At 65.7% G+C, this 26,490-nt stretch carries 23 protein-coding genes; 6 read left to right on the forward strand and 17 right to left on the reverse strand.

Annotated elements, in window-relative coordinates; translation table 11 throughout:
• Window positions 1-33: 33 nt before the first annotated feature.
• On the forward strand, window positions 34-1,494 hold the full coding sequence (locus ATE67_RS17090; protein WP_058817868.1) for an ATP-binding protein: 1,461 nt from the start codon (window positions 34-36) through the stop codon (window positions 1,492-1,494).
• A gap of 44 nt (window positions 1,495-1,538) precedes the next feature.
• On the opposite strand, the gene ATE67_RS17095 is transcribed toward ATE67_RS17090, so the two are convergent.
• Entirely contained in the window at window positions 1,539-3,599 is a 2,061-nt protein-coding gene (locus tag ATE67_RS17095; RefSeq protein ID WP_058817869.1) for a transglycosylase domain-containing protein, read from the reverse strand.
• Between the two features lie 59 nt (window positions 3,600-3,658).
• Window positions 3,659-4,123 (reverse strand): Lrp/AsnC family transcriptional regulator, encoded by a 465-nt coding sequence (locus ATE67_RS17100; protein WP_058817870.1) that lies wholly within the window; start codon window positions 4,121-4,123, stop codon window positions 3,659-3,661.
• 125 nt (window positions 4,124-4,248) lie between these two features.
• Between ATE67_RS17100 and ATE67_RS17105 the strand changes: the two genes are divergently transcribed.
• Together ATE67_RS17105 and ATE67_RS17110 are read left to right on the forward strand one after the other, a co-directional pair.
• Window positions 4,249-5,301, forward strand: coding sequence for a Leu/Phe/Val dehydrogenase (locus ATE67_RS17105; protein ID WP_058817871.1), 1,053 nt, complete (start codon window positions 4,249-4,251; stop codon window positions 5,299-5,301).
• Window positions 5,301-5,579 (forward strand): hypothetical protein, encoded by a 279-nt coding sequence (locus ATE67_RS17110; RefSeq protein ID WP_058817872.1) that lies wholly within the window; start codon window positions 5,301-5,303, stop codon window positions 5,577-5,579. Before ATE67_RS17105 ends, ATE67_RS17110 begins: the two co-directional genes overlap by 1 nt.
• A 47-nt stretch (window positions 5,580-5,626) precedes the next feature.
• Here the strand turns inward: ATE67_RS17110 and ATE67_RS17115 are convergent, their stop codons facing one another.
• The 8 genes from ATE67_RS17115 to ATE67_RS17150 all read right to left on the reverse strand — a co-directional run bounded on the left by ATE67_RS17115 (window position 5,627) and on the right by ATE67_RS17150 (window position 16,128).
• Window positions 5,627-6,805, reverse strand: a complete 1,179-nt coding sequence (locus ATE67_RS17115) for a dipeptidase (RefSeq protein WP_058817873.1) — start codon at window positions 6,803-6,805, stop codon at window positions 5,627-5,629.
• Window positions 6,802-8,382, reverse strand: coding sequence for a serine hydrolase (locus tag ATE67_RS17120; protein WP_058817874.1), 1,581 nt, complete (start codon window positions 8,380-8,382; stop codon window positions 6,802-6,804). The genes ATE67_RS17115 and ATE67_RS17120 overlap by 4 nt, the downstream gene beginning before the upstream one ends.
• The gene (locus ATE67_RS17125) at window positions 8,379-9,518 is read right to left on the reverse strand and encodes a YkvI family membrane protein (RefSeq protein ID WP_058817875.1); all 1,140 of its coding nucleotides are present in this window, start codon (window positions 9,516-9,518) and stop codon (window positions 8,379-8,381) included. Before ATE67_RS17125 ends, ATE67_RS17120 begins: the two co-directional genes overlap by 4 nt.
• On the reverse strand, window positions 9,515-10,576 hold the full coding sequence (locus ATE67_RS17130) for a DUF1611 domain-containing protein (protein WP_231728210.1): 1,062 nt from the start codon (window positions 10,574-10,576) through the stop codon (window positions 9,515-9,517). The genes ATE67_RS17125 and ATE67_RS17130 overlap by 4 nt, the downstream gene beginning before the upstream one ends.
• 17 nt (window positions 10,577-10,593) lie before the next feature.
• The gene (locus ATE67_RS17135; RefSeq protein WP_231728211.1) at window positions 10,594-12,768 is read right to left on the reverse strand and encodes a TonB-dependent receptor; all 2,175 of its coding nucleotides are present in this window, start codon (window positions 12,766-12,768) and stop codon (window positions 10,594-10,596) included.
• 34 nt (window positions 12,769-12,802) lie between these two features.
• Window positions 12,803-13,063, reverse strand: a complete 261-nt coding sequence (locus ATE67_RS17140; RefSeq protein ID WP_156417093.1) for a hypothetical protein — start codon at window positions 13,061-13,063, stop codon at window positions 12,803-12,805.
• An 81-nt stretch (window positions 13,064-13,144) separates the two neighbouring features.
• Window positions 13,145-14,152, reverse strand: coding sequence for a dipeptide epimerase (locus ATE67_RS17145; RefSeq protein ID WP_082660465.1), 1,008 nt, complete (start codon window positions 14,150-14,152; stop codon window positions 13,145-13,147).
• Window positions 14,152-16,128: a serine hydrolase domain-containing protein gene (locus ATE67_RS17150; protein ID WP_058817878.1), complete on the reverse strand. Its 1,977-nt coding sequence runs from the start codon at window positions 16,126-16,128 to the stop codon at window positions 14,152-14,154. Before ATE67_RS17150 ends, ATE67_RS17145 begins: the two co-directional genes overlap by 1 nt.
• A 141-nt stretch (window positions 16,129-16,269) precedes the next feature.
• Between ATE67_RS17150 and ATE67_RS17155 the strand changes: the two genes are divergently transcribed.
• From ATE67_RS17155 to ATE67_RS17165, 3 genes are all read left to right on the forward strand, one after another.
• On the forward strand, window positions 16,270-16,893 hold the full coding sequence (locus ATE67_RS17155; RefSeq protein ID WP_058817949.1) for a helix-turn-helix domain-containing protein: 624 nt from the start codon (window positions 16,270-16,272) through the stop codon (window positions 16,891-16,893).
• A gap of 198 nt (window positions 16,894-17,091) precedes the next feature.
• Window positions 17,092-18,780 (forward strand): N-acyl-D-amino-acid deacylase family protein, encoded by a 1,689-nt coding sequence (locus ATE67_RS17160; protein ID WP_058817879.1) that lies wholly within the window; start codon window positions 17,092-17,094, stop codon window positions 18,778-18,780.
• A gap of 136 nt (window positions 18,781-18,916) precedes the next feature.
• Entirely contained in the window at window positions 18,917-19,600 is a 684-nt protein-coding gene (locus ATE67_RS17165) for an MgtC/SapB family protein (protein ID WP_058817880.1), read from the forward strand.
• 16 nt (window positions 19,601-19,616) lie between these two features.
• Here the strand turns inward: ATE67_RS17165 and ATE67_RS17170 are convergent, their stop codons facing one another.
• The 7 genes from ATE67_RS17170 to phhA are packed head-to-tail and all read right to left on the reverse strand — an operon-like array spanning window position 19,617 to window position 26,318.
• Entirely contained in the window at window positions 19,617-20,525 is a 909-nt protein-coding gene (locus ATE67_RS17170; RefSeq protein WP_058817881.1) for a fumarylacetoacetate hydrolase family protein, read from the reverse strand.
• Window positions 20,513-21,649, reverse strand: a complete 1,137-nt coding sequence (locus ATE67_RS17175) for a cupin domain-containing protein (protein WP_058817882.1) — start codon at window positions 21,647-21,649, stop codon at window positions 20,513-20,515. The genes ATE67_RS17170 and ATE67_RS17175 overlap by 13 nt, the downstream gene beginning before the upstream one ends.
• Window positions 21,646-22,665 carry a carbon-nitrogen hydrolase family protein gene (locus ATE67_RS17180; protein ID WP_156417094.1) on the reverse strand — a complete coding sequence of 340 codons (1,020 nt, stop codon included), beginning with the start codon at window positions 22,663-22,665 and terminating at the stop codon, window positions 21,646-21,648. The genes ATE67_RS17175 and ATE67_RS17180 overlap by 4 nt, the downstream gene beginning before the upstream one ends.
• Window positions 22,662-23,903 carry a kynureninase gene (kynU, locus tag ATE67_RS17185; protein WP_058817883.1) on the reverse strand — a complete coding sequence of 414 codons (1,242 nt, stop codon included), beginning with the start codon at window positions 23,901-23,903 and terminating at the stop codon, window positions 22,662-22,664. The genes ATE67_RS17180 and kynU overlap by 4 nt, the downstream gene beginning before the upstream one ends.
• On the reverse strand, window positions 23,900-24,529 hold the full coding sequence (kynB, locus tag ATE67_RS17190) for an arylformamidase (protein WP_058817884.1): 630 nt from the start codon (window positions 24,527-24,529) through the stop codon (window positions 23,900-23,902). The genes kynU and kynB overlap by 4 nt, the downstream gene beginning before the upstream one ends.
• Window positions 24,526-25,431, reverse strand: a complete 906-nt coding sequence (locus ATE67_RS17195) for a tryptophan 2,3-dioxygenase (RefSeq protein WP_058817885.1) — start codon at window positions 25,429-25,431, stop codon at window positions 24,526-24,528. The genes kynB and ATE67_RS17195 overlap by 4 nt, the downstream gene beginning before the upstream one ends.
• Window positions 25,428-26,318, reverse strand: a complete 891-nt coding sequence (gene phhA, locus ATE67_RS17200) for a phenylalanine 4-monooxygenase (RefSeq protein ID WP_058817886.1) — start codon at window positions 26,316-26,318, stop codon at window positions 25,428-25,430. The genes ATE67_RS17195 and phhA overlap by 4 nt, the downstream gene beginning before the upstream one ends.
• Between the last annotated feature and the right edge of the window lie 172 nt (window positions 26,319-26,490).

Genomic DNA, 26,490 nt, shown 5'->3' on the forward strand with positions numbered 1-26,490 from the left:
GCCCCGAATCGAGCGCGCCGATAGGGCAGGCCGGTGAACAGCAGCATCGAAATCGGGACCGACGAGCGGGGGGCCGCCGTTCACGTCAATGTGCAGGAGCTGCTCGCGACCCGCCTGCTGGTGCAAGGCAATTCGGGGTCGGGCAAATCGCACCTGCTGCGCCGCCTGCTCGAGGAGAGCGCGGGGCTCGTCCAGCAGGTCGTGATCGATCCCGAAGGCGATTTCGTCACGCTGGCGGACCGCTATAGTCACGTCGTCGTCAACGCGGGCGACTATAGCGAACGCGAGATCGCCGCGATGGGCGCGCGCATCCGCGAGCATCGCGCGTCGGTGATCCTCGCGCTCGACACACTCGATATCGAAGCGCAGATGAGCTGCGCGGCGATATTCCTCAACGCGCTGTTCGATGCGCCGCGCGAACATTGGTTTCCCGCGCTGGTGGTCGTCGACGAGGCGCAGATGTTCGCGCCGAGCGCCTCGGGCGACGTGTCCGACACCGTCCGCCGCGCCAGCCTGTCGGCGATGACCAACCTGATGTGTCGCGGGCGCAAGCGCGGGCTCGCCGGCGCGATCGCGACGCAGCGGCTCGCCAAGCTCGCGAAGAATGTCGCCGCCGAGGCGAGCAATTTCCTGATGGGGCGCACCTTCCTCGACATCGACATGGCGCGCGCCGCCGACCTGCTGGGGATGGAGCGGCGGCAGGCCGAAGCGATCCGCGACCTCGAGCGCGGGCATTTCCTGGGGCTCGGCCCCGCCATTTCGCGCCGGCCCGTCGCCGTGAAGATCGGATCGACCGAGACCGCGACGCGCGCCGGCACCCACGGCCTGCTGCCGCTGCCGAGCGCCGAGCCGCAGGACATGCGCACAATGCTGTTCGCCGAGCTGGAGGCGCAGCCGCTGCCGACGTCCGCCCCTGCGCCTACACCCGTCGCGGCGCAGGAGCTCATTCGTCAGTTCGTCGAGCATGACGCCGACGAAGATACTTCGGTGACCGCGCCGACACTGTTTCCCGAGGTCGAGGCGCCCGACGCCGAGCCCGCGATCATCGCGGCGCTCGAAGAAATGCTCGCCGATCCCGACTGCGCCTTTCATCCCGAATCCTTCCTCTATCAGGATTTCTCGGTGCGCTGCCGGATGCAGCGGCTGGGGCGCGTGCCGCTCGACCTGCAGCAATTCCGCAAGCGTTTCGCGCTCGCAAAGGGCGGCGTGTTCGACCCGGCCGACGCGAAGTGGCGCGAGCTGCTCGACGCCGCGGCGCGGCTGCCCGACGACATGCTCGCGCCCTTCGTCCAGATCGCGCGCGCGGCGATGGAGGGCGGCCCCTGCCCCGACGACGACGCGCTCGGCCGCGCTTATGGCACGCGCTCGCCGGGGCGCATCCGGCGGCTGGTCGACTATATGGAAAAGCAGGGTGCGATCGTGGTGCGCTCGGACTTCGGCGGACGGCGGTCGATCGGGATTCCCGAGCTGGGGCTGAGCACCGAGGCGGAGTGAGAGCAAAATTCGTCGCCCCCCGCGACGGCGGCGGCGACAACTATTTACTGCGGTGGTGTTGTCGCAGGCGGCGGCGGCGTCGCGGGCGGCGGCGCGCGATCCGTGATCGGCAGGCGCAGGTCGATACGGTTGCCGCCGATCTCGGTCGAGATCACCGCCTCGCCATTCTGGATGCCGACGCTCGACTTGTCGCCCACCGGGATTTCGCCCACGTCGGGGATGTCGAGCTGTTGCACCGGACCCTCGGGGTCGGCGGGTTCGACCGGCGCCTTGCGCGGCGCCTTCTGGCCGGCGGCCTGCACCATGAAGTCGCGCCAGATGCGCGCCGGCATACCGCCGCCCGATATGCCCTGCAGCGGCGAATTGTCGTCGTTGCCGATCCACACCCCTACGACGAGGCCATTGGCATAGCCCACGAACAGCGCGTCGCGGCTGTCCTGGCTGGTCCCCGTCTTGCCGAAGTTCGCGACCGGCAGCCGCGCCGCGCGGCCGGTGCCGCGATTGACCGCGGCACGCAGCATCTGTTCGATCGCGTCATGGTCGCCGGCCGAAAAGCGGCTGGCGCCCCAGAAAAGATTTTCGAACCACCCGGCCTCCTCTTCCCTGAAGGCATGCGGGACAACCGGGTAGCTGTTCGCCGCGACCGCGGCATAGGCGGCCGTGAGCTCGAGCAAGGTCATGCTCGACGTGCCGAGCGCGAGGCTGGGATCGCCTTTCGCCAGCGGTGCGGTGACGCCAAGATCGCGTGCCATGCGGATCACCTTGTCGTCGCCGACCTCGCGGAGCAAGCGCACCGCGGCGACATTGCTCGACGTGGCGAAAGCGTCCTCCAGCGTGATCGTCTTGGAATAGGCGCCGCCCGAATTCTTCGGTTGATAGGCCCCTGTCGTGATCGCTTCGTTGCTGATCGTATCGTCGGGTTCCCATCCGTCCTTCAGCGCGGCGAGATAGACGAACAGCTTGAAGGTTGATCCCGGCTGGCGCCGCGCCTGCGTCACCCGGTTGAAGGGCGATGCCGCATAGTCACGCCCGCCGACCATGGCGACGACCTCGCCATTGGGGCGCATCGCGACGAGCGCGACCTGCGCCTTGCCAAGGCCCCGTTGGCTGGTCACGCGCCGCGCGATGCCCTGCAACCGCGCGTCGAGCGTCGTCGTGATCGTGCGCCGCGAATAGCCGACGTCGCTGAGCTTGCGCGCCTCGGGCAGCGCCCAGTCGGCGAAATAGGTGCCGGTCGGCAGCGTGTTTCGCGTGCGCACGTCGATGCGCGGGGTGCGCAGCGCCCTTGCTTCGCTCGCCGTCAGATAGCCGGTGTCGACCATCGCGTTCACGACCAGCTTCATGCGCTTTTCGGCAAGATCGGGATTCTTGGTCGGCGCCAGCCGCGAGGGGGCTTGCACCAGACCCGCGAGCATGGCCGCCTGCGCGGGGGTCAGCTTCTCGGGCTGGCGATAGAAATAGTGCATCGACGCCGCCCGCAGGCCATAGGTGTTGTCGCCGAAATAGGCGTTCGAGAGATAGCGTTCGAGGATTTCGTCCTTGGTCAGCCAGGCTTCGAGCCAGAAGGCGATCAGCGCCTCGCGCGCCTTGCGGCCCAGCGTGCGCTTGGGCGTCAGGAAGGTGAATTTGGCGAGCTGCTGGGTGATCGTGCTGCCGCCCTGCGGGCGCCCGCCCGACACATTCGCCCACACCGCACGTCCGATGCTGCGTGGGTCGACGCCCCAATGATTGTAAAAGCGCCGGTCCTCGATCGCGAGGAAGGCGCCGGTGACATGCTTCGGCAGGTCCTGCGCCTTGACCGGCGTATCCACGATCGCCCCCATGCGCGCGATCGGGGTGCCGTCGGAGGCCAGCAAGGTAATCTGCGGCGGCGCGATAGGTTCGAGCGATTTCGACAGCGGCGCGGTCAGCGCAAGCCAGCCGACGAGCAGGATGAACAGGATACAGAAAGCCGCGAAGCCGCGCGAAAGCCGGCGGAGCCATTTCCGCCGGCGGCTCTCGGGCGGCGCGACCGGCTCTTCACCCGGCAGAACGCCGACGGGAATCGGCGCGCCCGGGAGGTGCGGGGCGGGTTCGGGCTTTTTGGAACGCAGAAATGCAAACATGCTCAGCCCGTATTACAGTGGCAACACAGCTTTGGCAAATGCCGCCACCTTTGCTTCCCTTAGCCCAGAGGCAGCTCGCTGGTCGACTTGATTTCCGAAAGGGCGACGGTCGAGTTGATTTCCTGCACGCCGGGCAATTTGCTGAGCTGATCGAAGAAGAACCGCTCGTAAGCGTCGATATCCTTGGCAACGATGCGCAGCATGAAATCGGTCGTCCCCATCAGCACATAGGCGTCCAGCACTTCCGGAAAGCCGTGGATCGCGGCGCTGAACTCGTCGAGGTTGGCGCGGCCGTGTGCGTTCAGCTTCACCTGCGCAAAGATATGCGCGTTCAGCCCCACCTTGCGCCGGTCGATCAGCGCGACCCGCTTGCGAATGAAGCCCTCGCGCTCGAGCCGGTCGATGCGGCGCCAACAGGGCGACACCGACAAGCCGACACGCTCGGCGATTTCCGCCGTCGTCTGGCTGGCGTCACGCTGTAACTCGCGGAGGATTTTTATCTCGAAAGGATCAATATCGGTCATTTAATCCCCGTAACAATAATTATCCGGTCAATCCATCCGAAAACAGCGTTGCAACAGCCAAACGCGAGCAAGATCGTCCCGCGCATCCGTGCGAGAGGGAGATCATCGTGGAAGGAGAGATTTCGATGGTTGCCCGCCCTGCCCGCCTGACCCCGCCGGTCGAATGCATTCGTCTCTATGACGCAGATGCGGGACTCGACGGCGTCATTGCAATTCACTCGACTGCGCTGGGCCCCGGCGCGGGCGGCTGCCGCTTCTGGAGCTATCCGAGCAGGGATGAGGCGCTGGCCGATGCGCTGCGGCTCGCCGAGGGAATGAGCTATAAAAATGCGCTCGCGGCCCTGCCCTTTGGCGGCGCCAAGGCGGTGCTGCGGCGACCCGCGGGCGCGTTCGACCGCGCCAAGCTGTTCCGTGCCTTTGGCCGCGTCGTCGAGGGACTTGGCGGGCTTTACGTCACCGCCGAAGATGTCGGCACGTCGGTAGACGATATGCAGGAGGTGGCGGGGGCGACGCGGCATGTGGCGGGCCTGCCATCGGCCGAAGGCCGTGCAGGCGGCGACCCTTCGCCGTGGACTGCCAAGGGCGTGTTCGAATCGATGCGCGTCGCGGCGCGCACCGTCCTCGACAGCGACCTCGCCGGGCTGACCGTTGCGGTGCAAGGCACGGGCAATGTCGGCGCCGACCTTTGTCGCCGCCTCGCCGATGCCGGCGCGCGGCTGGTGATCGCCGATCCGAACCCATTGCGCCGGGACCGGCTCGCCGCGATCCTCGGCGCCCGGGTGGTCGGGGTCGACGAAATCGCGTCGGTGCAGGCCGAAATCTTCGCGCCGTGCGCGCTCGGCGGCGCCCTGACGCCCGAAGTCGTCCGCGGCCTGAAAGCCAAGCTCGTCTGCGGCGCGGCAAACAACCAGCTGGCCGCGCCGGCGGTCGCCGACCTGCTGATGAACCGCGGCATCGCCTATGCCCCCGACTATGTCGTCAACGCCGGCGGCATCATCAGCGTGTCGGCCGAATATCTGGGCGAGGATGAAAGCGACGTCGCATATCGCGTGGCGGAAATCGCGCCGCGCGTCGCCGCCCTGCTCGACCGCGCCACGCGCGAAGGACGTTCGCCCGCACTGGTCGCCGACGAAATGGCCGAGGAGGTCATCGTGGGCGCGCAGCGGGTCGCCGCCTGATGCACCGGTTCCGGATCGACGCGATTCCCGATCCGCAGTCGCTCCCCCGCATCGCCGGCTTCTTTGCGCAGCGCGCAATGATCCCGTCGGCGATGCGGATGCGGATGCTGCGCCGGCAGATGCGGGTCGAGGTGACGGTGGACGGGCTGGATGCCGTGCAGGCGGCGATCATCGCGGCCAAGCTGGGCGAGATGTTCGCGGTGATCGAGGTCGAGCTGGTGGCGCCAGAGAATATCCGTCATTCCGGCGATGGCCGGAATCTCTCGCTGGCAGCCTAACGCAACGGCGAAATCCTGGCCTTCGCCGGGATGACGATGCGACAGAATTACTTCCCCTGCGCCGCCAGCACACGCAGGATATTGCCGCTCCACATCTTCTCGATATCGGCGTCGGAATAACCTGCCGCCTTCAGCCGTTCGGTGACCTTGGGCAGCGCCGAAATATCCTCGATGCCCTTCAGCCCGCCGCCGCCGTCCCAGTCGGCGCCGAAGCAGATATGATCGACGCCGCCGACCTCGATCGCGCGGAGGACCATCTTCATATAGGCCTCGAAATCGGCCGCCCACAGCGGCTCGGTCTTGTCGAGTTCGCGCCAGCGCTTGTTGAGATCGGCCTGTTCGGCGGGCGTCATGCTGCCGATATGCTCATATTTGCCAAATAATTCAGCGCGTGCGGGCGTCATGTTCATCTGCGACATAAAGATGGTCGAGATGCACATCGCGCCGCCCTTCGCCGCCAGCGCCTTCAACCGCCCCTCGTCGAGATTGCGCGGATGGTCATAGGCCGAGCGCAGGCTCGAGTGCGACAGCAGGATCGGATATTTCGACAGCGCGAGAATCTGGTCGAACGCCGCATCGGACGAATGGCTCGCATCGATGACGATGCCGAGGCGGTTCATCTCGGCGACCCATTGTTTGCCAAGCGGGCTCAGCCCCTTCCAGCGCCCCTCGCCAGTCGCGCTGTCGGCGAACTGGTTGTCCTTCGAATGCACCGGCCCCGCGAGCCGCACGCCCTTGTTGTAGAACTCTTGGAGCAGCGACAGATCCTCGCCGAGCGGATAGCTGTTTTCCATCGACTTGAAGGCAATGAGCTTGCCTTCCTTGTTCAGCCGCAGCGCGTCGGCGGCGGTCAGCGCTGGCGCGATCGCGGCGGAATGCGCGGCGATCGTCCTGTCGATCAGCTCCGAGCGCCCCCGCGCAAAGGCGAGCGCATCGGCATAGCCCTTCGCCGTCAGCGGCCCCTGTTCGGTGTAGATCGCGAAGAAGCCGCCATCGAGATTGCCGTCCTTCATTCGCGGAATATCGAGCTGCGCCATATCGTCCGCCAGCGGATGGCGGTCGGCGAAATTCCAGCCCGCGCGCTCGAAATGGAGCGGCGTGTCGAGATGCGTGTCGAGAACCAGCATCCGGCTGTGGAGCGGCGCTTCTTGCGCTTTCGGCTTGTGGCCGCCGCTCGTGCACGCCGTCAACGCCGTCGCCGTCAGCAGGATCGCGATCCGCCTCACTTCTTGCCCTCCACGGGCTTGAGGTCGAGGTCGTGATAGTCCCAGCTGAAGTCGGCGATCTGGCTCACAGCCTTCAGCTTGGCCCCCGTCACCTTGCCGTCGGCGTCGAGCGTGAAGGTGACATAGGCGGGCTCGATCGCCGGGTCATCGAATTTGGTGACGAAGCTGTCATATTGCCAATGGTCCAGCCGCCCCGCCATGCGCGGCGTCGAGGTGAAATCGATCGTCAGGCCGCCACTCGCGCCCTGCCCGATCACGATGTCGCCGTACCAGGGATCGCGGTAACGGCCGGCATAGCCGGCGAGCGGCAGCGACGGTCCCGACTGGACCGGCGACGCCGCCTTCTGCTCGAGGAACGCCTTGCCGCCTTCGAGCCGCGCCGCGTACCAATCCTGCCATTTCGTCGTCCAGCCATAGTCGGGCTGATCGAGATAATGGTCGAGCAGCTCGTAAGTCAGGCCGAGCAGCATGCCGCTCTCCTCGCTGTTCATCATGATCGCGAAGGCGACATTCTTGTCGGGGATGATCACGACGCGCGTGATCGACCCGAAAACGCCGCCGCCGTGCTGGATGATGCGGTGGCCGCGATAATCCTGCACCTGCCAGCCCAGCGCATAGGCCTGTTGCGTCGGCTGCGCGGGCTTGAGCTGGTCGGGAAGCTGCGAAATCGGCATCGGGGTCACCGGCTTCCACATCTCGGTCGCCTGCGCCTCGCTGAACAGCCGCTTGCCGTTCGGCAGCGCGCCGTGCGCGAGCTGGATCTTGAGCCAGGCCGCCATGTCGTCGGCGCTGAGCGCGAGGCCGCCCGCGGGCGCGCCGTTGCGGCCGAGTTCGTCGCGTTCGTTGAGAGCCTGCTGGTCGCCGAGCCCGCGCAGCGGCCCCGACAGCCGCGCATGCGGCCAGCTGCGATTGGCGACGCGGAAGCGTTCCTCGCTGTCGCTGGTGGCATTCTTCATGCCGCCGGGGCGAAGCACCCGCGCGCGAATGAAATTCTCCCACGTCTGGCCGGTGACTTCCTCGATGAGCTGGCCGGCAACCGCGTAAAGGATATTGTCATAGGCATAAGCCGAGCGGAAACTGGTCTTGGGCTTGAGGTACGCGACGCGCTCGACCGTCTGCTTGCGCGTCAGGTTGGTGCGCGGCACGAACATCAGGTCGCCCTGCCCCAGCCCCAGCCCGCTCCTGTGGACGAGCAAGTCGCGGATCGTGATCTCGCGCGTGACCCACGGGTCGTACATGCGGAACCAGGGCATATGCTTGATGACCGGATCGTCCCACGCGATCTTGCCCTCGTCGACGAGCACAGCGAGCGCCGCGGCGGTCATCGCCTTGCCGGTCGATCCCGTCTGGAAAATCGTCTGCGCGTCGACCGGCGCCCGCTCGCCGAGCTTGCGCACGCCCCAGCCGCGCGACAGCGTCGTCTTGCCATCCTCGACGATCGCGATCGAAACCCCAGGCGCGCCGATCTTTTGCCGCAGCGCCTCGACGCTCTGGACGATGTCGGCCGGCGGATCGGCCCAGACCGGGGCCGCCGCCGAGAGCATCAGCGACAGGGCGAGCAGACGAATGGGTTTCATGACGAAGCCTCCATGGGGGAAACGGGATTGCCGCGCAGCAGCCGCCAAGTACCGATGGTGATGAGCGGCACGACGAAGACCGCGAGGAACAGCCAGGCGAGGAAGCGGTATCCGCTGGCGATCAGGTCGACGAGGCCGATTTCGCCCGCGACGAACATGCAGCCGGTCAGGATCACCGCGCCGACGATCGCACGCGCTTGCGGCGAAAGTGGTTCGCGGCCGCGGCTTTCGACCGCGCCAGAGATGCGCTCGTTGATCGCATGCACCGCGCCCGCGCCGCTTTCGAGCAGCGCGGCGAAGATCATCACCTGAAACAGGATATGAAACCATGGCATAGCCATCTGGCGCAGCAGAAAATCCGACGGCAGCGTCTCGGCGCCGATCGCCGGATAAAAGGCCATCATCGCGACGAAAAAGAGGATGGCGGGCAGCATCGACAGCGGCCCGGCGATCAACCCCGCAAGCACCGCATCGCGCTGGCTGGTCAGGTGCCGCAGCACCGGCAGGATCACCACCGCACCGACGATGTTATAGCTGGCATAGGTTATGCCGCCCGCGATCCAGTTGCCGGACGGCGGCGGGGCATTTGCGAAACCCTGCCCGATCAGCCCGCCGAAGCTCGCGAGCGCGAGGATCAGGAACAGGCCATAGACGGTGTAGAGCAGGATCGAGACATATTTGAACATCTGCTCGACCGCGCCGGTCCCCCAAGCGGTGACCGCAACGATCGATACGCCCAGCAGTACCGAACCCGCCACTTCGGGCCAGCCGAAGGTCGCCGCCCCGATCGCCCCCGCCGCGGCGCCGAACACCGCCAGGATCAGGATGACGAAAATGAGATACGCCGCCTCGAACGCGACCCAACCGGGGCCGAGCAGCCCTCGGAAAAAGGCGCGATAGTCATAGGCGCCGAATTTGCGCGCGAGCGCGAAAGTCAGCGCCGCAACCACGCTCCAGATGACGGTTGCGAGCAGCATCGCGGCCAGCCCACCCCACGGCCCCGCCGGGACGAAATATTCCGCGAGCTCGCGTCCCGTGGCATAGCCGCCGCCGATGATGACCGCCTTGAGCGCGAAACCGGGCAGCAGAAAGCGCTGGAACCAACTCGATCCGCTGCCCGCATCGCCCACCATCATGCGAGGATATTTTCGACAAGCGCGTCGAACGACGCCCCGCCGCGGATCGGGTCGGTCACCGGCAGCCCCAGCCGCTCGCGCTCGGCGGCCATCAACGCCTCGGCGCTGTCGGCGTCGAAGCTCGACGTGTTGAGGCTGATCCCGCCGCAGCGGATCGCCGGATTGGTGCGGCTGCCGAGGCGCATCGTCAGGTCGATCACCTCATCGACCGTCGGCAGCGCGAAGCTCTCCATGCCCAGAATGACCTTGCGCGTCGGATCGTGGCAGACGACGAAAACATCGGGCTGGCTGCCGTGCAGCAGGCCGAGCGAGACCGCGGCGTAGGCGGGGTTGAAGATCGACCCTTGGCCCTCGATCAGATCCCAGTGATCGGGCGCCGCGTCGGGGCTCAGCATTTCGGCCGCCCCTGCCTCGAAGTCCGAAACCACCGCGTCCATCGGCATGCCGCCGCCCGCGATCATGATGCCCGTCTGGCCCGTCGCGCGGAAGTCCGCGTCGATCCCGCGCGCCACGAACGCGCGATGCAGCGCCAGCGCGGTATATTTCTTGCCGAGCGCGCAGTCGGTGCCGACGGTCAGCAGCCGCTTGCCGCTGCGCTTGCGCCCGTTCGCGATCGGGATCGACGGCGGCGGGGTGCGGATGTCGATCAGCCGCTGCCCGGTACGCCGCGCCGCCTCGACCAGTTCGGGAACGCTCGTCAGCCGGGTGTGGAGCCCGCTGACGATATCGAGCCCCGCCTCCATCGCCTCGACGAGCACCGCAACCCACGCGTCGCCGATGATGCCGCCCTGATTGGCGACCCCGATCACCAGCGACTTCGCCCCCGCGGCTGCCGCTGCGGCGGGCGACATTGGCGGCAGGCCGGTGGTCACGGTGCAGCCCGCGATCGCCAGCTCGCCGACGCAGCGGTCGCCCGCCCAGTCGGCGAGGCCGAAGGCCGTCTTGGCATAGCCCGCCTCGACGGTATCGCCGAGGAAGAGCAGGTAAGGCTGCGGGAGCGTGGGTACACCCTCCCGTTCGGCGTCTGCACGCCGTTGCAGCACGGTCGCCATGGTCATTCCTCTCCTATAGGCCGTCAGAAGCCGGCCGTCAGCGTCACGCCGAAGGTACGCGGCCGGATGACCGCAGTGCCGGCGGCGCCGAGCGGGATATTCGCGGGCGCCTCCAGCGAGGTCTTGCCTTCGGCATCGGTCAGGTTCTTCGCATAAAGTTCAAGCGAATATTTGCCGAAATCGACCCCCGCCCGCAAATCGACCACCTCATAGGAGGGCAGATAACGCTGGCGGCCGTTGGCGCTGCGGAAAGCGAAGTCGAACCCGGCGGGCTGTTTCGACAGGCTGCGGATCGACGCGCCGACATAGGCCGTCGTCTCACCGCCCAGCTCCCACTCATAATCGGCATTGGCGCTGACGCTGTATTTGGGCGTGTAGGGCAGCGCGTCGCCCGAAAGGCCGCCGACCTGCGGCGGGGTATCATCCTTCAGCTTCGCGTCGGTGTAGGCGCCGTTGAGCGAGAAGGTCAGCCCCTGCGTCGGACGCAGCGACGTCGTGAATTCGAGGCCTTGGCTCTTCGCCTTGCCGCCGTTGAAGTTGATGCCGAAGTTGTTCACCTGACCGAACACCTGAATGTCCTTCCAGTCGATGTAGAAGGCGGCAATGTCGATCGAGAAGCTGCGGTCGACGGTCTCGGCCTTCACGCCCAGCTCGTAGCTGATGAGCGAGTCCGAGTCATAGGAACCGAGTTCGGGCGGCGCCCCCGGTGCCAGCACGTTCGGGCCGCCCGGACGGAAGCCCTTCGCGACCCGCGCATAGATTGTCGCCTGATCGCTCACCTCGAACTGCGGCGCGACCGAGAAGGTGAAGACATTTTCGGACGACCGCGCGATTGGCAGCGTATTCGGACCGCCTGCGAGAACGCCGTCGGACACCTGCAGCGCCGACTGCTTGTTGCCGCTGTAGCGGCCGCCGAAGGTCAGGTCGAAGCGCTGGCCGAAATGGATCGTCGCATTGGCGAAGCCCGCCAGTTCGCGATAGCGCGACTGGAGATTGGCGACGCCAAGCAGCGGCAGGCCGGTGATCGGGGTCAGCGTGCCCGGCTGGACGGCATTGAAGCTCTGATCGATAACCCCGCGCTCGCGGGTGTAATAGCCGCCGACCAGCCATTCGAAGCTGTCGTTCTCGGGCGACTGCAACCGGAATTCCTGCGTAAAGCGTCTCACGCGCGTCAACTGACCCTGGAAAAAGTCGTTGGGCGTGCCGAAGACGGCCTGGATCAGCCCGCCGAACTGCGTGGTCAGATCGCCGCGGAAATTCTGCGACAGCGTGCTGTAGCTCGTCGCCGATACGAGGCTGGCAAAGCCCAGATCGAGGTCGGCAATGCCGCTGTAGACACGGTAGCGAACGTCGGTTCCTTCGGGAACGAATTGCGATTGCGAGAGGCGGCCATAGAGGGTGCGGCCGGTCGCCGGGCTGCTGTCGACGCTGTTGGAGGCATCGGTCTTCAGATTCTGCAGATAGGCGCTGAGCTGGACCGAGAAGGTCTCGCTGGGCTTGAACAGCACCGACGCGCGACCGCCATAGCTTTTCGAGCTGTTGATGTCGTCCTCGACGTCCGAACCGGCGGTGCCGATCGAGTCGATAAAGCCACCGAAATCGCGATAGAAACCCGAGGCGCGGAACGCGAGCGTCTCGCCGAGCGGGACGTTGACGACCGCGCTGCCGAGATAGGACTCATCGCCCCCCTTGGTCGTCTCGAGGCTGGCGCGCGCGCGCGCCTCGAACCCGCCCGTATCGGGCTTGTTCATGACATATTTGAGCACGCCGCCCATCGAGCTCGCGCCATAGATTGTCCCCTGCGGGCCGCGGAGCACTTCGATCCGTTCGACGTCGAAAGTATCGAAGTCGCCCGCCAATATGGCGCCGTTGACGAGACCGCTGCTCGACCCGAAGGTGGTTTCGTCCTGATAGACCGCAACGGTCGATGCGACGCCACCGGTGTTGACGCCGCGGATCACGAGGCGGCCGAAACCGGCCGTGGTCTGGTTGAGCTGAAGCCCCGGAACCAGCTTCAGATAGTCGGAAAAGTTCGTCGCCTGGATATTCTCCAGCGCCTCGCCCGACACCACGCTCACCGACTGCGGAACGTCGATCAGCCGCTGCTCGCGCTTCTGCGCGGTCACGACGATGTCGTTCTGGTCCTCCGCCTCGCCTTCCGCCGCCCATGCCGGCATTGCGGTCACCAGCGCAGCCATGCTTCCTGCAAGAAAATATGCTTTTTTCATTGTCTTACCCCCACATTTGGCCGAGCAGGCGGCGGAAATTGCCCCCGCGCGCGGCCGTGATGTCACGATTGGAATGGTTGCGGCGGATCGGTTCCGCCGTCAGGTCAAAGACCCCAATGTCGATCCCCTCGCCGGCCGTCACAGCCGGTTCGCGAGCGCCGCCGGTCAAACGAAAGCGCCCCGATTGATCATCGGCGCGCGAGATACGGCGCCGGCCGCGCCCGCGAAGACCGCGCGGCGCGTCACTGGGGAACGACATGGCCATTCCGTCTCACCTCCCGAAATTACAATTCAGAGACTATTGTCCTAATCGGAAAATTGTCAACCGATTTAGGACATCAGTCGGCTATTCGCCCCAAATTTCCGCCGGGCAGTGCACCATGCCGCCGCGATAGGCGACGCCGGGCGTGCGGTCGCGCGCCAGGAAGGTCGGCCCGTCCAAGTCGACGATGTCGCAAAGCTGCCCGACAAGGTAGGATGGCGCCATCGACAGGCTGGTCCCCATCATGTTGCCGACCATCACGTCGAGCCCCAATTTTTTCGCCTGACGCGCGATCGCCAGCCCCTCGGTCAACCCGCCGCACTTGTCGAGCTTGATATTCACGACATCGAAGCGGCCGACGAGTGAGGCGGTGTCATCCAGCGACAACGCGCTCTCGTCGGCCACGAACGGCAGCGGCCGTTTCAGCCCGTCGAGATCGGCCTCACGCCCGCGCGGCAACGGCTGTTCGAGTTGGGCTACGCGAGTCTGGACGAGCACGGGCAGCAGCTCGACGAGCGTCTCGATGCGATAGCCCTGATTGGCATCGACCCCGATCCACGCATCGGGGCGCGCGGTGCGGATCGCCACGACCCGCGCGATGTCGTCGGACAGATCGCCGGTCAGCTTGACCTTGACGGGCGCCTCCGGGTCGATCGCGAGCGCGGCCTTCGCCATATTGCCGGCGCTGTCGGCTCCGAGCGTCAGCGTCGAGCGCAGCGCTTTCGGCGCCTCCAGCCCGGCAAGCTCCCAGACCGGCCGCCCTTTCTGCTTCGCTTCCAGATCCCAGAAAGCGCAGTCGAGCGCGTTGCGCGCCCCGCCCGGCGGCAACAGCCTCTGCAAATGCTCGCGCGTCGCGCCGCGCTCGATCGCGCCGCGCACCCGCGACGCCTCGGCGACCATATGGTCGATATCGTCGCCAAGATAATAGACCCCCGCCCCCTCGCCGCGCCCGACATGCTCGCCGTCGGATAGTTCGGCGACGAGGAGCGCCGTTTCGGTGAAGACATGGCCCGAAATGCGAAAGGGCTGGTGATAGGGGAAACGCTCGACCCGAAGGTCGAGCGTCAACTCGCGCATGCTCTGCGTCGCCATCAGTAAACCATTCCGAAGCCATAGAGGTGGAAGGCCAGCGTCACCCAGACGAGCACCAGTCCGGCGAGCACCAGCAGCACCGCGCCGAACTTCATCGTCCACTTCCGCTTGCCCTGGAAGCACAGCACCAGGTGCCAGCCCGCGGTGATCAGCAGGCCGAAGGCGGCAATCGGCGTCAGGATGCGCAGCAGGTGGATCAGCCAGTCGAGCGGGCCGCCGATGCTGCCGATATCGGCCGAGAAGGCCGCGATCAGCCCTATCCAGCCTGCGACCGCCGCCAGGACCAGCCAGGCAAAGATGCGCGACAGGCGATAGGCGCGTCGCGCCTTGCCCTCCAGCGCGAACTCCGCCTTGAAGCTGCGGCGCACGAGCGCGCGGGTCGGCCAGGCGAGCGCCGCGAGCGCCGCAATGGCGAGCGCGGCGATCAGCGCGGGGAGCAGCCAGGCGGCGTTGGTGCCGACCGGCGCGGGCTCGAACACCATGAAGGGCGAGCCGGCGTCGAGGCTCCAGCGCACGACCTTGCCGTCCTTGACTTCGGCAGCGAGACGTTCGCCGGTGCCGGTATCGCGCCATACGAAGGGCGCGACCTCGACCCAATCGCGAGCCCCCGCGCCCAGGCCGTCGAGGCCGGGAACGCTGATCTTGCCGTCCTCGGTCAGTCCGATCGTCGGCTGGCCGAGCAGGCCGAGCAGGCTCAGAAAATTGGTGAAGGAGCCGCGGCTGGTTACATAATTGCCGACCATCATCTGCGCGTGCTGCTTCGCGGTCTTGGCGTCGATCGGCGCGGGCGCCTCGCCGCCCGGCAGATAGCGGTCGGCGAATTTATGGAACAGCGCGCTGCGAATCGCGCCCGCCGCGCCTTCCTTGCCGGCGCTGTTCATCGAGATGAAGACGCCGACATCGGCATCGGGGAACAGCCACAGATAGGAGTGGAACCACACGGTGTCGCCGCCATGCGCGATCGCGCGGTGGCCGTTTACCTGCTGCTCATAGAAACCTAACGCCATGCTGTTGAGCGGGCCGACGCCGGGCGCCTTGAAATCGTGCATCTGTCTCGCCGTTTCGGGCTTCAACAGCCCCGCCCCGTCGTTGAGATGGGCGATCATGAACTTGCCCATGTCGTCGCCGCTCGCCGACAGACTGCCGGCGGGCGCGGGGATCACCATCTCGAACGGCCGCGCCTTTTGCGTGATGTCGGGATAGCCCCCCGACATATGCGGCACGAATTTCGCCGGCAGCGGCTGGCGAAAGGTCGAGTGCGTCATGCCGAGCGGTTTGAAGATGTGATTGTCGATATAGCTGTCGAAATCCTCGCCGCTCACGCGCTCGACAATGTAACCCGCCAGGGCGGTCGCATAATTGGAATAGGCCGGCGTGGTTCCCGGCGCAAACACCCGCTCGGGCAGCGCCAGCGGCATTTGCTTCTTCAGCGTCATCACCGCCTTCGGATCATTGCTGATCAGATAGCGCACCGATTCCTCGAAGCCCGCGGTGTGCGTCATGATGTTGCGCATCGTGATCGGCTTGCCCTGGTAAGGCGGAATCTTGAAATCCAGATAGGCGTTCACATCCTTGTCGAGGTCAATCTTGCCCGCCTCGACCTGCTGCATGACCGCGGTCCAGGTGAACAGCTTCGACACCGAACCGGGGCGGAACAGCGTCGTGCCGGGCAGAACCGGCTTGCGCTTGGCAACGTCGGAGAAGCCATAGCCCTTTTCGAGCAGCACACCGTCGCCGCGCACGACGACCACCACCGCGCCCGGAATGCGCGCGCGTTCGAGCGCATAGGGAAGGAAGCCGTCGAGGAACGCCTCGAGGTCGGTGGCGTTGAGGTTCGCCGCCTGCACCGGCTTCGCGGCCGGCAAAGGCGCGGCCTCGACCTTCTTCGCAGTCGGCGCAGCGACCGGCCCCTGCGCCGCGAGCGGCACCGCCGCCAGCGCAGCAAGCCCGATCATCGCCTTGCGGATGAAACGCATCGCTTTCCTCCCTTTTTTGCGGGCCCATCACCGCACTTGCGGCGACGGGCGCGACCCCTTACCAAGGGCTAATGTTTATTGGCCCGATGGGGACATAATGATCCTGATTAGAAAATTGTCAAATATGGAATGGAATTTTTGATGGCCGATCGCGCGAGCCCGCCGACGCTCGGTGCCGTCATGAAGGGCATTCGTGCCCGCAACGGCTGGACGCTCAAGGAAATGAGCGCAAAGTCGGGCATTCCCGTATCGACCCTGTCGAAGGTCGAGCATGACCGCCTCACGCTCAGCTACGACAAGCTCCAGCAATTGAGCCAGCGACTCAAGCTGCGCATGTCGGACCTGTTCGCCGAGGATGAGGAAGACACCACGCCCCGCGTCACCGGGCGCCGCAGCATCGGGACGATCGAGCGCGCCGCGCGCGTGACGACCGACAATTACGACTATCATTATCTCTGCACCGATCTTCGCCAGAAGCGGATGATCCCGATCCTGACCCGCATTCGAGCGCACAGCGCCAGCGAATTCGGCGAGCTCGTCCATCATCAGGGCGAAGAGTTCATCTACGTGCTGGAGGGCCGCATCGAAGTGCATAGCGAATTCTATGACCCGGTCACGCTCGACGTCGGCCAGGGCATCTATCTCGATTCGTCGATGGGCCATGCCTATGTCGTCGCCGCCGGTTATGAGGAGGCGCTGGTGCTCGGCGTCTGCTCCAGCGCCGACGACGGCCTGATGGACTCGCTGTTGAGCCTCCATGGATAAGGCTCGGCCGTTTGGAAAGGTGAGCTGCCATTCCACCAAACCGACGCCCCCCGCGAAGGCGGGGGCTGCTGGAGAAATAGCGTAAGGCCGATGGCGGCCGCGACGGGAGGCGCGTGACTCACGCCACCCTTCGCGGGAGCGACAGTCACAACCGGTCGCACACAACCGATCTCGAACGATTGCAAAAGGATATACGCCATGGCCAAGCAGTCTCTCCTTCGCCTCTCGCTCCTCGCGACAACGCTGCTTGTCGCAACGCCGGTGGCAGCGAAACCCGCCTACGACCTGATCATTCGCGGCGGCACGATCTACGACGGATCGGGCAAGGCGCCGGTGGTCGGCGACGTGGCGATCCGAGGCGATCGCATCGTCGCGGTAGGCAAAGTTAGCGGAACCGCCAAAAACGAGGTTTCCGCAAAAGGCATGGCGGTCGCGCCCGGCTTCATCAACATGCTGAGCTGGGCGACCGAATCGCTGATCGCCGACCCCAAAAGCCAGAGCGACATCCGGCAGGGTGTCACCCTGGAGGTGATGGGCGAAGGCTGGTCGATGGGTCCGCTCAACGCGACGATGAAGCGGCAGGAGACCGAGCGTCAGGGCGACATCAAATTCGACATTGGCTGGACCAGCCTCGGCGATTATCTGGACTGGCTCGAAAAGCGCGGCGTCTCGACCAATGTCGCAAGCTTCGTCGGCGCGGCGACGGTGCGCGTCCACGAGCTCGGCGAGGAGGATGTCGATCCGACCCCCGAACAGCTTGGCCGCATGAAAGCGCTCGTGCGGCAGGCGATGAACGAGGGCGCGCTCGGCGTCGGCAGCTCGCTGATCTATGCTCCCGGCTCCTATGCCGAAACCGATGAGCTCGTCGCCTTGATGAGCGAGGCCGGCAAGTGCGGCGGCATGTATATCAGCCATATGCGCTCCGAGGGCGACCGGCTCGAAGAGGCCGTCGACGAGCTTATCGACATCGCCCGCCGATCGAGGGCGCCGGCCGAAATCTATCACCTCAAAATGGCCGGCCGCGCGAACTGGGGCAAGCTGGATTCGGTGGTGAAGAAGATCGAGGCCGCGCGCGCCGAGGGACTGCGCATCACGACCGATATGTACACCTATCCTGCGGGGGCGACCGGACTCGACGCCGCGATGCCGACCTGGGTGCAATCGGGCGGGCTGGAGGCATGGATCGAGCGGCTGAAGGATCCTGCGACCCGCGCGCGCGTCGCCGCCGAGATGCAAAAGCCGGGCACCGACTGGGAAAATCTCTATCTGGGCGCGGGCGCCGACAAGATGATCCTGACCGGCTTCAAGAGCGAGGCGCTGAAGCCGCTGACCGGCAAGACGCTGGCCGAGGTCACGGCGATGCGCGGCAAATCGCCGGAGGAAACCGCGATGGACCTCGTCATCGAGGACGGATCGCGCGTCGGCACCGTCTATTTCCTGATGTCCGAGGACAATGTCCGGAAACAGGTCCAGCTGCCATGGATGAGTTTCGGGTCCGACGCCGCGTCGCAGGCGCCCGAGGGCGTGTTCCTGAAATCGAGCACGCACCCGCGCACCTATGGCAATTTCGCGCGTCTGCTCGGCCATTATGTACGCGACGAGAAGCTGATCACGCTCGAACAGGCGGTGTACCGCCTCACCACCCTCCCCGCGACCAACCTCGGCATCAAGGATCGCGGTGCGCTGAAGCCCGGCTATTTCGCCGACGTCGTCGTCTTCGACCCGGCGACGGTCGACGACCGCGCCACCTTCGAAAAGCCGCAGCAATATGCGGCCGGGATGCGCGACGTCTTCGTCAACGGCGTCGCGGTGCTGAAGGACGGCGAGCATAGCGGCGCAACCCCCGGCCGCGCGGTTCGCGGCGCCGGCTGGAACAACTGCCGGTGAAATAGGGCGTAGGCGGCGAGAGGGCGGGTTCCAGGGCCCGAACCCGTGGCCCTCTTCGCTTGCCCGGGCGGCCATCGCGCAACCGGGTGCGCCGCGCCGCGTTAGCAGGGCATGGCGAGATGGCAGGCACATCGGAATGATTGACGAAGCGCTGCTGTGGCCGATCGCGGGCGCCGTCCTGGCCGGCGCGATCATCGGCGCCGAACGCGAATATCGGGCAAGCCCGGCGGGCCTGCGCACCCATATCCTCGTCGCGCTCTCCTGCTGCCTGCTGATGCTGTCGGCGGTGCATCAGATGGCGTGGATCAGCGACGCGCCGATCGAGGTGATCCGCATCGATCCCGTCCGCATGGCGCATGGCATATTGACCGGCATCGGCTTTCTGTGCGGCGGCGTCATCTTTCGCGAGGGGTTGAGCGTCCGCGGCCTTACGACCGCGGCGTCGCTGTGGACGACCGCGACGCTCGGCATGCTGTTCGGCGTCGGCTTTTACGAGCTCGCGATCTTCGGCGGGCTGGCGACCCTGCTCGTCCTCGCGGCGATCGGCCTGACCGAGCGTTGGGCGCCGCAGCGCCGCATCGTCTATCTGAGCGTGCAATATCCGCGCGAGCGAGCGCCGACCGCGGCCGGGTTTGGAACGCTGATCGCCGACAACCATATGCGCTTCATCACCGTCGACCAGATGCTCGACAACAACGTCATGACGTTCAAGGCGGTCGCACACGGCTATACCGAAATCCGCGGCGACGCACTCGCCGCCGCGCTTCAGGAGGAAGGCCGCGCGGTGCTGGCCTTCGAGATCAGGCCGCAGCAAGCCTGACGAACTGTCGTTGGCGTCACACGGCGACGATCGGATTGCGTAGCGTGCCGATGCCCTCGACGGTGCATTCGACGACGTCGCCGGGCCACAGAAACTCGGGGGGCGTACGCCCCGCGCCGACGCCTGCGGGGGTGCCGGTTGCGATGATGTCGCCGGGCTCGAGCGTTATCACGCTGGAGATATCGGCGATCAGTTGCGGCACGTTGAACAACATGAAGCGCGTGTTGCTGTTCTGCTTCTCGACCCCGTTGACGTGGGTCAGGATATTGAGGTTGTGCGGATCGCCGATTTCGTCGGCGGTGACGATGCACGGTCCCATCGGGGCGAAGCTGTCCTGCCCCTTCGAGACGATCCATTGCCCGGCGCGGCGGCAATCGCGCGCCGAAACGTCGTTGATCACGGTATAGCCGAACACATGGTTCAGCGCGTCGCCCTCGGCGACGTGGCGCGCGGTGCTGCCGATGATCACCGCGAGCTCGGTTTCCCAGTCGAGCTGCTGCGTCACCTTGGCATTGTGGCGGATCGGGTCATTCCACGCGGCGACCGCGGTCGGCGGTTTCGAGAAGATCACCGGCTGCTGCGGCAGGTCGAGCGACGTGTCGAGCGCGCGCGCCGATTCAGCGACATGCTCGGTATAGTTGAGACCGATGCCGAAGATATTCTTGCGCGGTCGCGGGATCGGCGCGAGCAGCGCGACATTGCCCGCGGGCAGTGACGTGCCGACCAGGTCGGCGGTCGTCGCCGCGGCGACGGCGTCCTGCAGGAATCTCAGCGCGATCGGCCCGAGATCGATGAAGTCGAGCATCGTCGAGGGCAGGTCATTGCCGATCGCATCGCCGAAATATTCGACGTCGATGACGAGCCCGTCATGGAGCAGACCGAGCCGCGGTTCGGTCTCGACGGTGCGATAGGTCACAAAGCGCATGGTTGATGTCCGTCATTGTCGTGGAGTGCTTCCTCGATCCGGACGCCGAGCGCCTCCATCACGGGGAAATCGTTGAACGAGAAGAGGAAGGCTTCCTCGGATGCGTCGAGATTGACATGCTCGTGCCAGGTCCATGCGGGGACGCAGAAAATGTCATGCGTCTGCCAGTCGAAGCGCTCGCCGCCGATGATCGAATAGCCGCGCCCGCCCGCGACATTGTAGACGACGTTACCCGTGTGCCGGTGCGCCTTGCCGCGAAAGCCGGCTTCAAGCATCTGCATATGCGCGCCCATCGTCTGGAGCGCCCAGCCGCCGGTGAGCGGGTTCGAATAGCGCAGCATATGCCCGTCGAACGGCGAACCGTCGGACACCTTGGCGAGGTTCCACAGCGCATCGCGCGTCGCCTCCCAGCGATAGACCATCACCGGCGAATAGGGCTTTTCCCACGCGGGCACCCCCTCCGGCCGCAGGCCGCCGCCATAGCTCAGCGGCAAGTCATCGACCGGAAATGCAGCACTCTGTGCGGGCCGGTCATAGACCGCATAGAAATTGGTCTCGAGGCTATTCATCAGCGGAATGTCGAGCCCGTCCTGCCAGATCGACACCGCGCCGTCGGCGACAACGCCATGGTCGTGCCAGCAGCCCCCCGGCGTCAGCACATAATCATTGGCGCCCAGCGTGATGTGATGCCCGTCGACGACGGTATAGGCGCCCTGCCCCTCCATGATGAAGCGGTGCGCCGACGCGGTGTGCTTGTGCGCGGGGGTGATCTCGCCCGGCCGCATCGCCTGCATGCCGCTGAACAACCAGCCACACACCGCGACATTCTCGCGACCCGCATCGCTGTCGTTGAGCAGAGTCACGACACGCCGCCCCGCCTCTTCGGGCTTCACCAGATCGAGCGCGCGCAGGCACATTGCGCGCATGTCGGCATAGCGCCACAGCGTCGGACGATAGCGCGTCTCCGGCTCCCACGGCTCGATCGCATTGGCGCGTTTCCAGAAAGCGCCTGCATTGCGCGCCGCAAGCTCCTGATAAAAGGCCTCCAGTTCGGGCGTGTCGGTGACGCGCGCGCGCCCGAGCACATCGTCGCGCGGGTCGATGATCGTGCTGCGGCCTGTCATGACGGCTCCTCCTCCTCGTCGCGATCGACGGACGGCGGCGCGTCGATGAACTGCGCCGACGCGCGGGGGGTCCGGTCGACCGTCAGGTTGAAGATGTCGAAGCGGTTATAGCCGCCGATGATGTCGTGCATCAGCTTGGGGCGGATGCACTCGCCAAGGTCGATATCGGCATAGACGATGCCCTCGCTGTCGATCAGCGGCTCGCCGACCGGATTGCCGTGCGGGTCGATGACGCCCGACCAGGCGCTGTTCTGCCGCGACAGCAGATCGCGGTTCTGCGGGCGGCCCTCGGACATCGCGGCGACGATTTCCTCGCTCACTGCGGAGCAAGCGACAATCGTGAAGACCTTGCCTTCGAAACTATGCGCGGTCGCGCGGATCTTGATCGCCTCGGCCATATTGTACGACGCGGGCGCGACGGGCAGCGCGATATAGTTGGCGACATGAACCAGCTCGCCCTGCGACAGCAGCGCGAAGCGCGCGAGCGTGTTGGTGTTCTCGCCGCATGCCAGCGTGCCGAGCGGCCCGACCGGCGTGGCATAGACGCGGATCGAGCTGCCGTCCCCGCCTGCCCATGTCAGCTTCTCGGCCCAGGTCGGCACCAGCTTGCGGTGGCGCCCGAGCAGGCCGCCGTCGGCGCCGATGATCAGGTTGGTGTTGTAGAGCGTGCCGACGCTGACCGGATCGCGTTCGTTGATCCCGATGACGACGGTGCAGCCATGCTCGCGCGCCGCCTTGCCCAAGGCCGCAACCTCGGGCCCGTCGATCGACAGCGACGCACGATAGAGGCGCTCGTGCCACGCCGCGCCCTCGATCGGCGTCATCAGCCAGTTCCAATAGGGATAGGCCGACACGAACACCTCGGGAAAGGCGACAAGCGCAGCGCCATTGCCCGCCGCTTCGGCGATCAGCGCGCAGGCCTTGTCGACGGTCGCCGCGGTGTCGAGAAAGACCGGCGCGGCCTGCACCGCGGCGACGCGCGACTTGGGCAGAAAGGGGGCCGACGCCTCGCTCACGTCACCGCCGCCCGCTGATGATATTGCGGCTTGTCCCACGCGCGCGTTACGCAGACCTTCTCGAGCCGTTCTACGGTGTCGACGATGTCCTGATAGCGCAGGTAAAGCGGCGTCAGCCCGAAGCGCAAAATATCGGGCGTCCGAAAATCCGCGATGACGTCAAATTCCTTGAGCGCCTGGACGATCTGATATCCCTGGGGATGGGCATAGGCGACCTGGCTGCCGCGCTCCGCGTGGTTTTGCGGGCTCACCAGCTGGAAGCCATGAGCGTCGCACAAGGGCCGCATCCGCTCGATGAACAGGTCGCCGAGGGCGAGCGACTTGCGGCGGATTTCGGCCATGTCGGCCTCGAGCATCAGATCGACGCCGACCTCGAGCGCCGACAGGCCGAGCACCGGCGGCGTCCCGCACTGAAAGCGTTCGATCCCGGCGGCCGGATCATAATCCTCCTCGAAATCGAACGGCCGCGCGTGGCCGAACCAGCCCGACAGCACCGGGGTGGCGGCATGGTGCCGCGCCGCCGCGAAGAGATAGGCGGGCGCGCCGGGGCCGCCATTGAGGAATTTGTAGCCGCAGCCGATCGCGAAATCGGCGCCCGCGCCGTTGAGGTCGACGGGGATCGCGCCCGCGCTGTGACTGAGATCCCAGACGACGAGCGCGCCGACATCGTGCGCCGCTTTGCTAATCGCCGCCATGTCGCGCACCCGGCCCGACTTGTAATGAACCTGCGTCAGCAGCAGCACCGCGACATCGTCGGTCAGCGCATCGACGATATCGTCGGGGGCAACGGTCACCGCCTTCACCCGCCCGCCCGAAAAGGCCTCGATCCCCTGCATCATATAGACGTCGGTCGGAAAGTTGGTCGCTTCGGACAGGATCACCGTCCGTTCACGCCGCAATGAAAGGGCGGCAGTCAACGCCTTGAAAATATTGACCGAGGTCGAATCGGTCGCGACGATCTCGCCCGGCGCCGCGCCGATCAGCCGCCCGATCTTGTCGCCGATCCGCCGCGGCGCGGTCGACCATTCGGCCCCGAGCCACGAGGTGATCAGCCCCTCGCCCCATTCGCTGCCGACCACATCGGCGATCCGGTCGCCCGTCGCCTTGGGCAGCGCGCCGAGCGAATTGCCGTCGAGATAGATCAGCCCTTCGCGGAGGTGAAACCGATCACGGAAAGCTGCGAGCGGATCGGCGGCGTCGAGCGCCGCCACATCGGTAGCGAATATCGTGTCGGTCATGCGATCTCCCTCAGGATGGCGCGCACCGGGCTGGCGTCGGCGCCGACGATGCGCAGCGGCAGCGCGACAAGCTCGTAGCGGCCGGGCGGCACGTCATCGAGCACCAACCCTTCCAGGATCCGCATATCCGCCGCCTTCACCGCCTGATGCGCGTCGAGCGTCTTCGACTGTTCGGGATCGAGCGACGCGGCATCGGTGCCGATCAGGCGCACACCCATCGCCCCCATCCGCGCGATCACGTCGCTGGCGATTGCGGTAAAATCGCTGTCCCATTCGATGTGCGGAAACTGCTCATAGGTCCGCAGCAACACACGCTCCGCGCCCGCAATCGCATCCCAATCAAGGTCGGCAATCTCGACCCGCCCGCGCGCATGGCGCACATCAAGCAGCACGCACGGCCCGATATAGGCGTCGAGATCGCAATTGGCCGACGAAGCCCCGTCATTGGCATAGTGCAGCGGCGCATCGCCATGCGTCCCCGCGTGCAGCGGCGTGAACATGCCCCCGACATTGACCGGACAACCGTCGCCGATCACCGCATGGCTATGCAGCGCGAACGCCGGCTCGCCCGGCCACACCGGCACCGCGGCATGCAGCGGCTGCGAAATGTCCCAGATCCGGCTCATGCGCCCTTCCCTTCGGCATAGTCGCCGCCTTCGCGCGGCGCGGTCATCTCGGTGCGCATCGACCAGAGTTCGGGAAAGAAGCTCAGGCTCAGCGCCTTGACCAGATAATTGACCCCCGACGACCCGCCCGTCCCCGGCTTGTGGCCGATCACCCGCGCGACGGTCTTCATGTGCTTGAAGCGCCATTCCTGAAAATAATATTCGAGCGCGGTGATCTTTTCGGCGAGCATATAGAGGTCCCAGTGCCGATCGGGATCGCTGTAGATCGCAAGCCAAGCCTGTTCGACCGCCTCCGACGCTTCATAGGGCTTGGTCCAGTCGCGCTCCAGATGATCGGCGGGAATGGCGAAGCCGCGCCGCGCGAGCAGCCGCAGCAGCTCGTCGTAGAGCGACGGCGCTTCGAACGTCGCCCGAAGCCGTGCCGTCGCCGCCGGGTCGTCCTTGTGAACGATCATCATATCCGCGCGCTTGTTGCCGAGCAGATATTCAAGCTCGCGATATTGCTGCGACTGAAAGCCCGAGGCGCGGCGCAGGAAGCCGCGAAAGGTCAGGAAGTCGTGCGGAGTCAGCGTCGCGAGCACTTCCCAGCTGTGGATCATGTGGCGCTGGATCGTCGCGATCCGGTCGAGCCCCTTGCCCGCCACTTCCACCCGGTCGGTCTTGATCGCATCATACACCAGCCGCCCTTCGTGCAGCACCAGCTTCAGCCACAGCTCCATCGTCTGATGCATGATGATGAACAGCATCTCGTCGGGCTTGTCCGACACCGGCACCTGCGCCGACAGCAGTTGGGCAGTCTGCAGATGCCGCGCATAGGTCAGGCCATTGTCCCACTGGATCGTTTCGCCGTCGATCTCGGTCTCGAAGATGTCGGTCGCGCCGTCGCTGCTCTTCCGGATCATCGGCGCGCTGCCTCCTTCATGAAGGCCGGTCCCGCCCGGACCGGCTGCAAGGGCCCCTCATAAGCGCGATCGCCGGGAAAAGCATCTTCGGGCGCAATCGCCGCCTGATCGGCGATGCGCGCATAGATGCCCGCGAAGTCGGTTTCCTCGGTCGCGCGCAGCAGCGCCTCGAAACTCTCGACGACGAAATAGACGCGCTGGAATTCGTCGAAATGATATTGGGTCCGCATCACCCGCTCGATATCCAGCCAGATGCGGCGCGGCTCGGCCGAGGTGAGCGAGCGCAGCGCCTCGGCATAGCTCGACAACAGCCCGCCGCCGAACGCGCGCAATTCGCCCGCTTCGACGACGAGACCGAACTCGACCGTATAGAGCCAGAGCCGCCCCAGAAAATCGGCTGCGCCCATCGCCTCGGCGCGCAGCCCCGCCTGCCCATAAGCGACGAGAAATTCCGAAAAAGCGGGGTTGGTCAGCATCGGGACATGGCCGAAAATATCGTGGAACATGTCTGGCTCTTCGCTGTAACCGATCTGGTCGGGAGGCCGAACGAAATTGGCGGCCGGGAAGCGTTTGTTGGTCAGATGCTCGAAAAAGGGCCGGTTCGGAATCCAGCCGGGGACGGCGACGATTTCCCACCCCCCCGTCGCGGGCTTCAATATCCGGTTGAGCGCCGCAAAATCCGGAACGCCTGGCTCTACCGCGCGCAATATATCGAGCCCGCGCAGGAAATCGCGGCAGGCATAGCCGCCCAGCGCCGCCGACTGCTGGTCGAACAGCGTCCGCCAAGTCGCATGCTGCGCCGGGGTGAACGCGCGCCAATTCTGGTCCATCGTCCAGTCCGCGGCGACGCCCGCGGGCGGCGTATCGAAGATATGTTTGGCAGCCAATCCGGCCTCCCCAGGCTTTGGCCAAGCTTAGGACCGGTCGCGGCGAACATTGTTCGCAATATAACTCGAGCCACACCGACGACGAGGCATTCGTTCTGCGATACCGGCAGCATGCAATCGATCGTTCTTCGCTTGGCAAAATGATGTTCCAACAAGCCGATGTTGGCGAATC

The sequence above is a fragment of the Sphingopyxis sp. H050 genome (assembly GCF_001468265.1).
GTDB lineage: Bacteria > Pseudomonadota > Alphaproteobacteria > Sphingomonadales > Sphingomonadaceae > Sphingopyxis.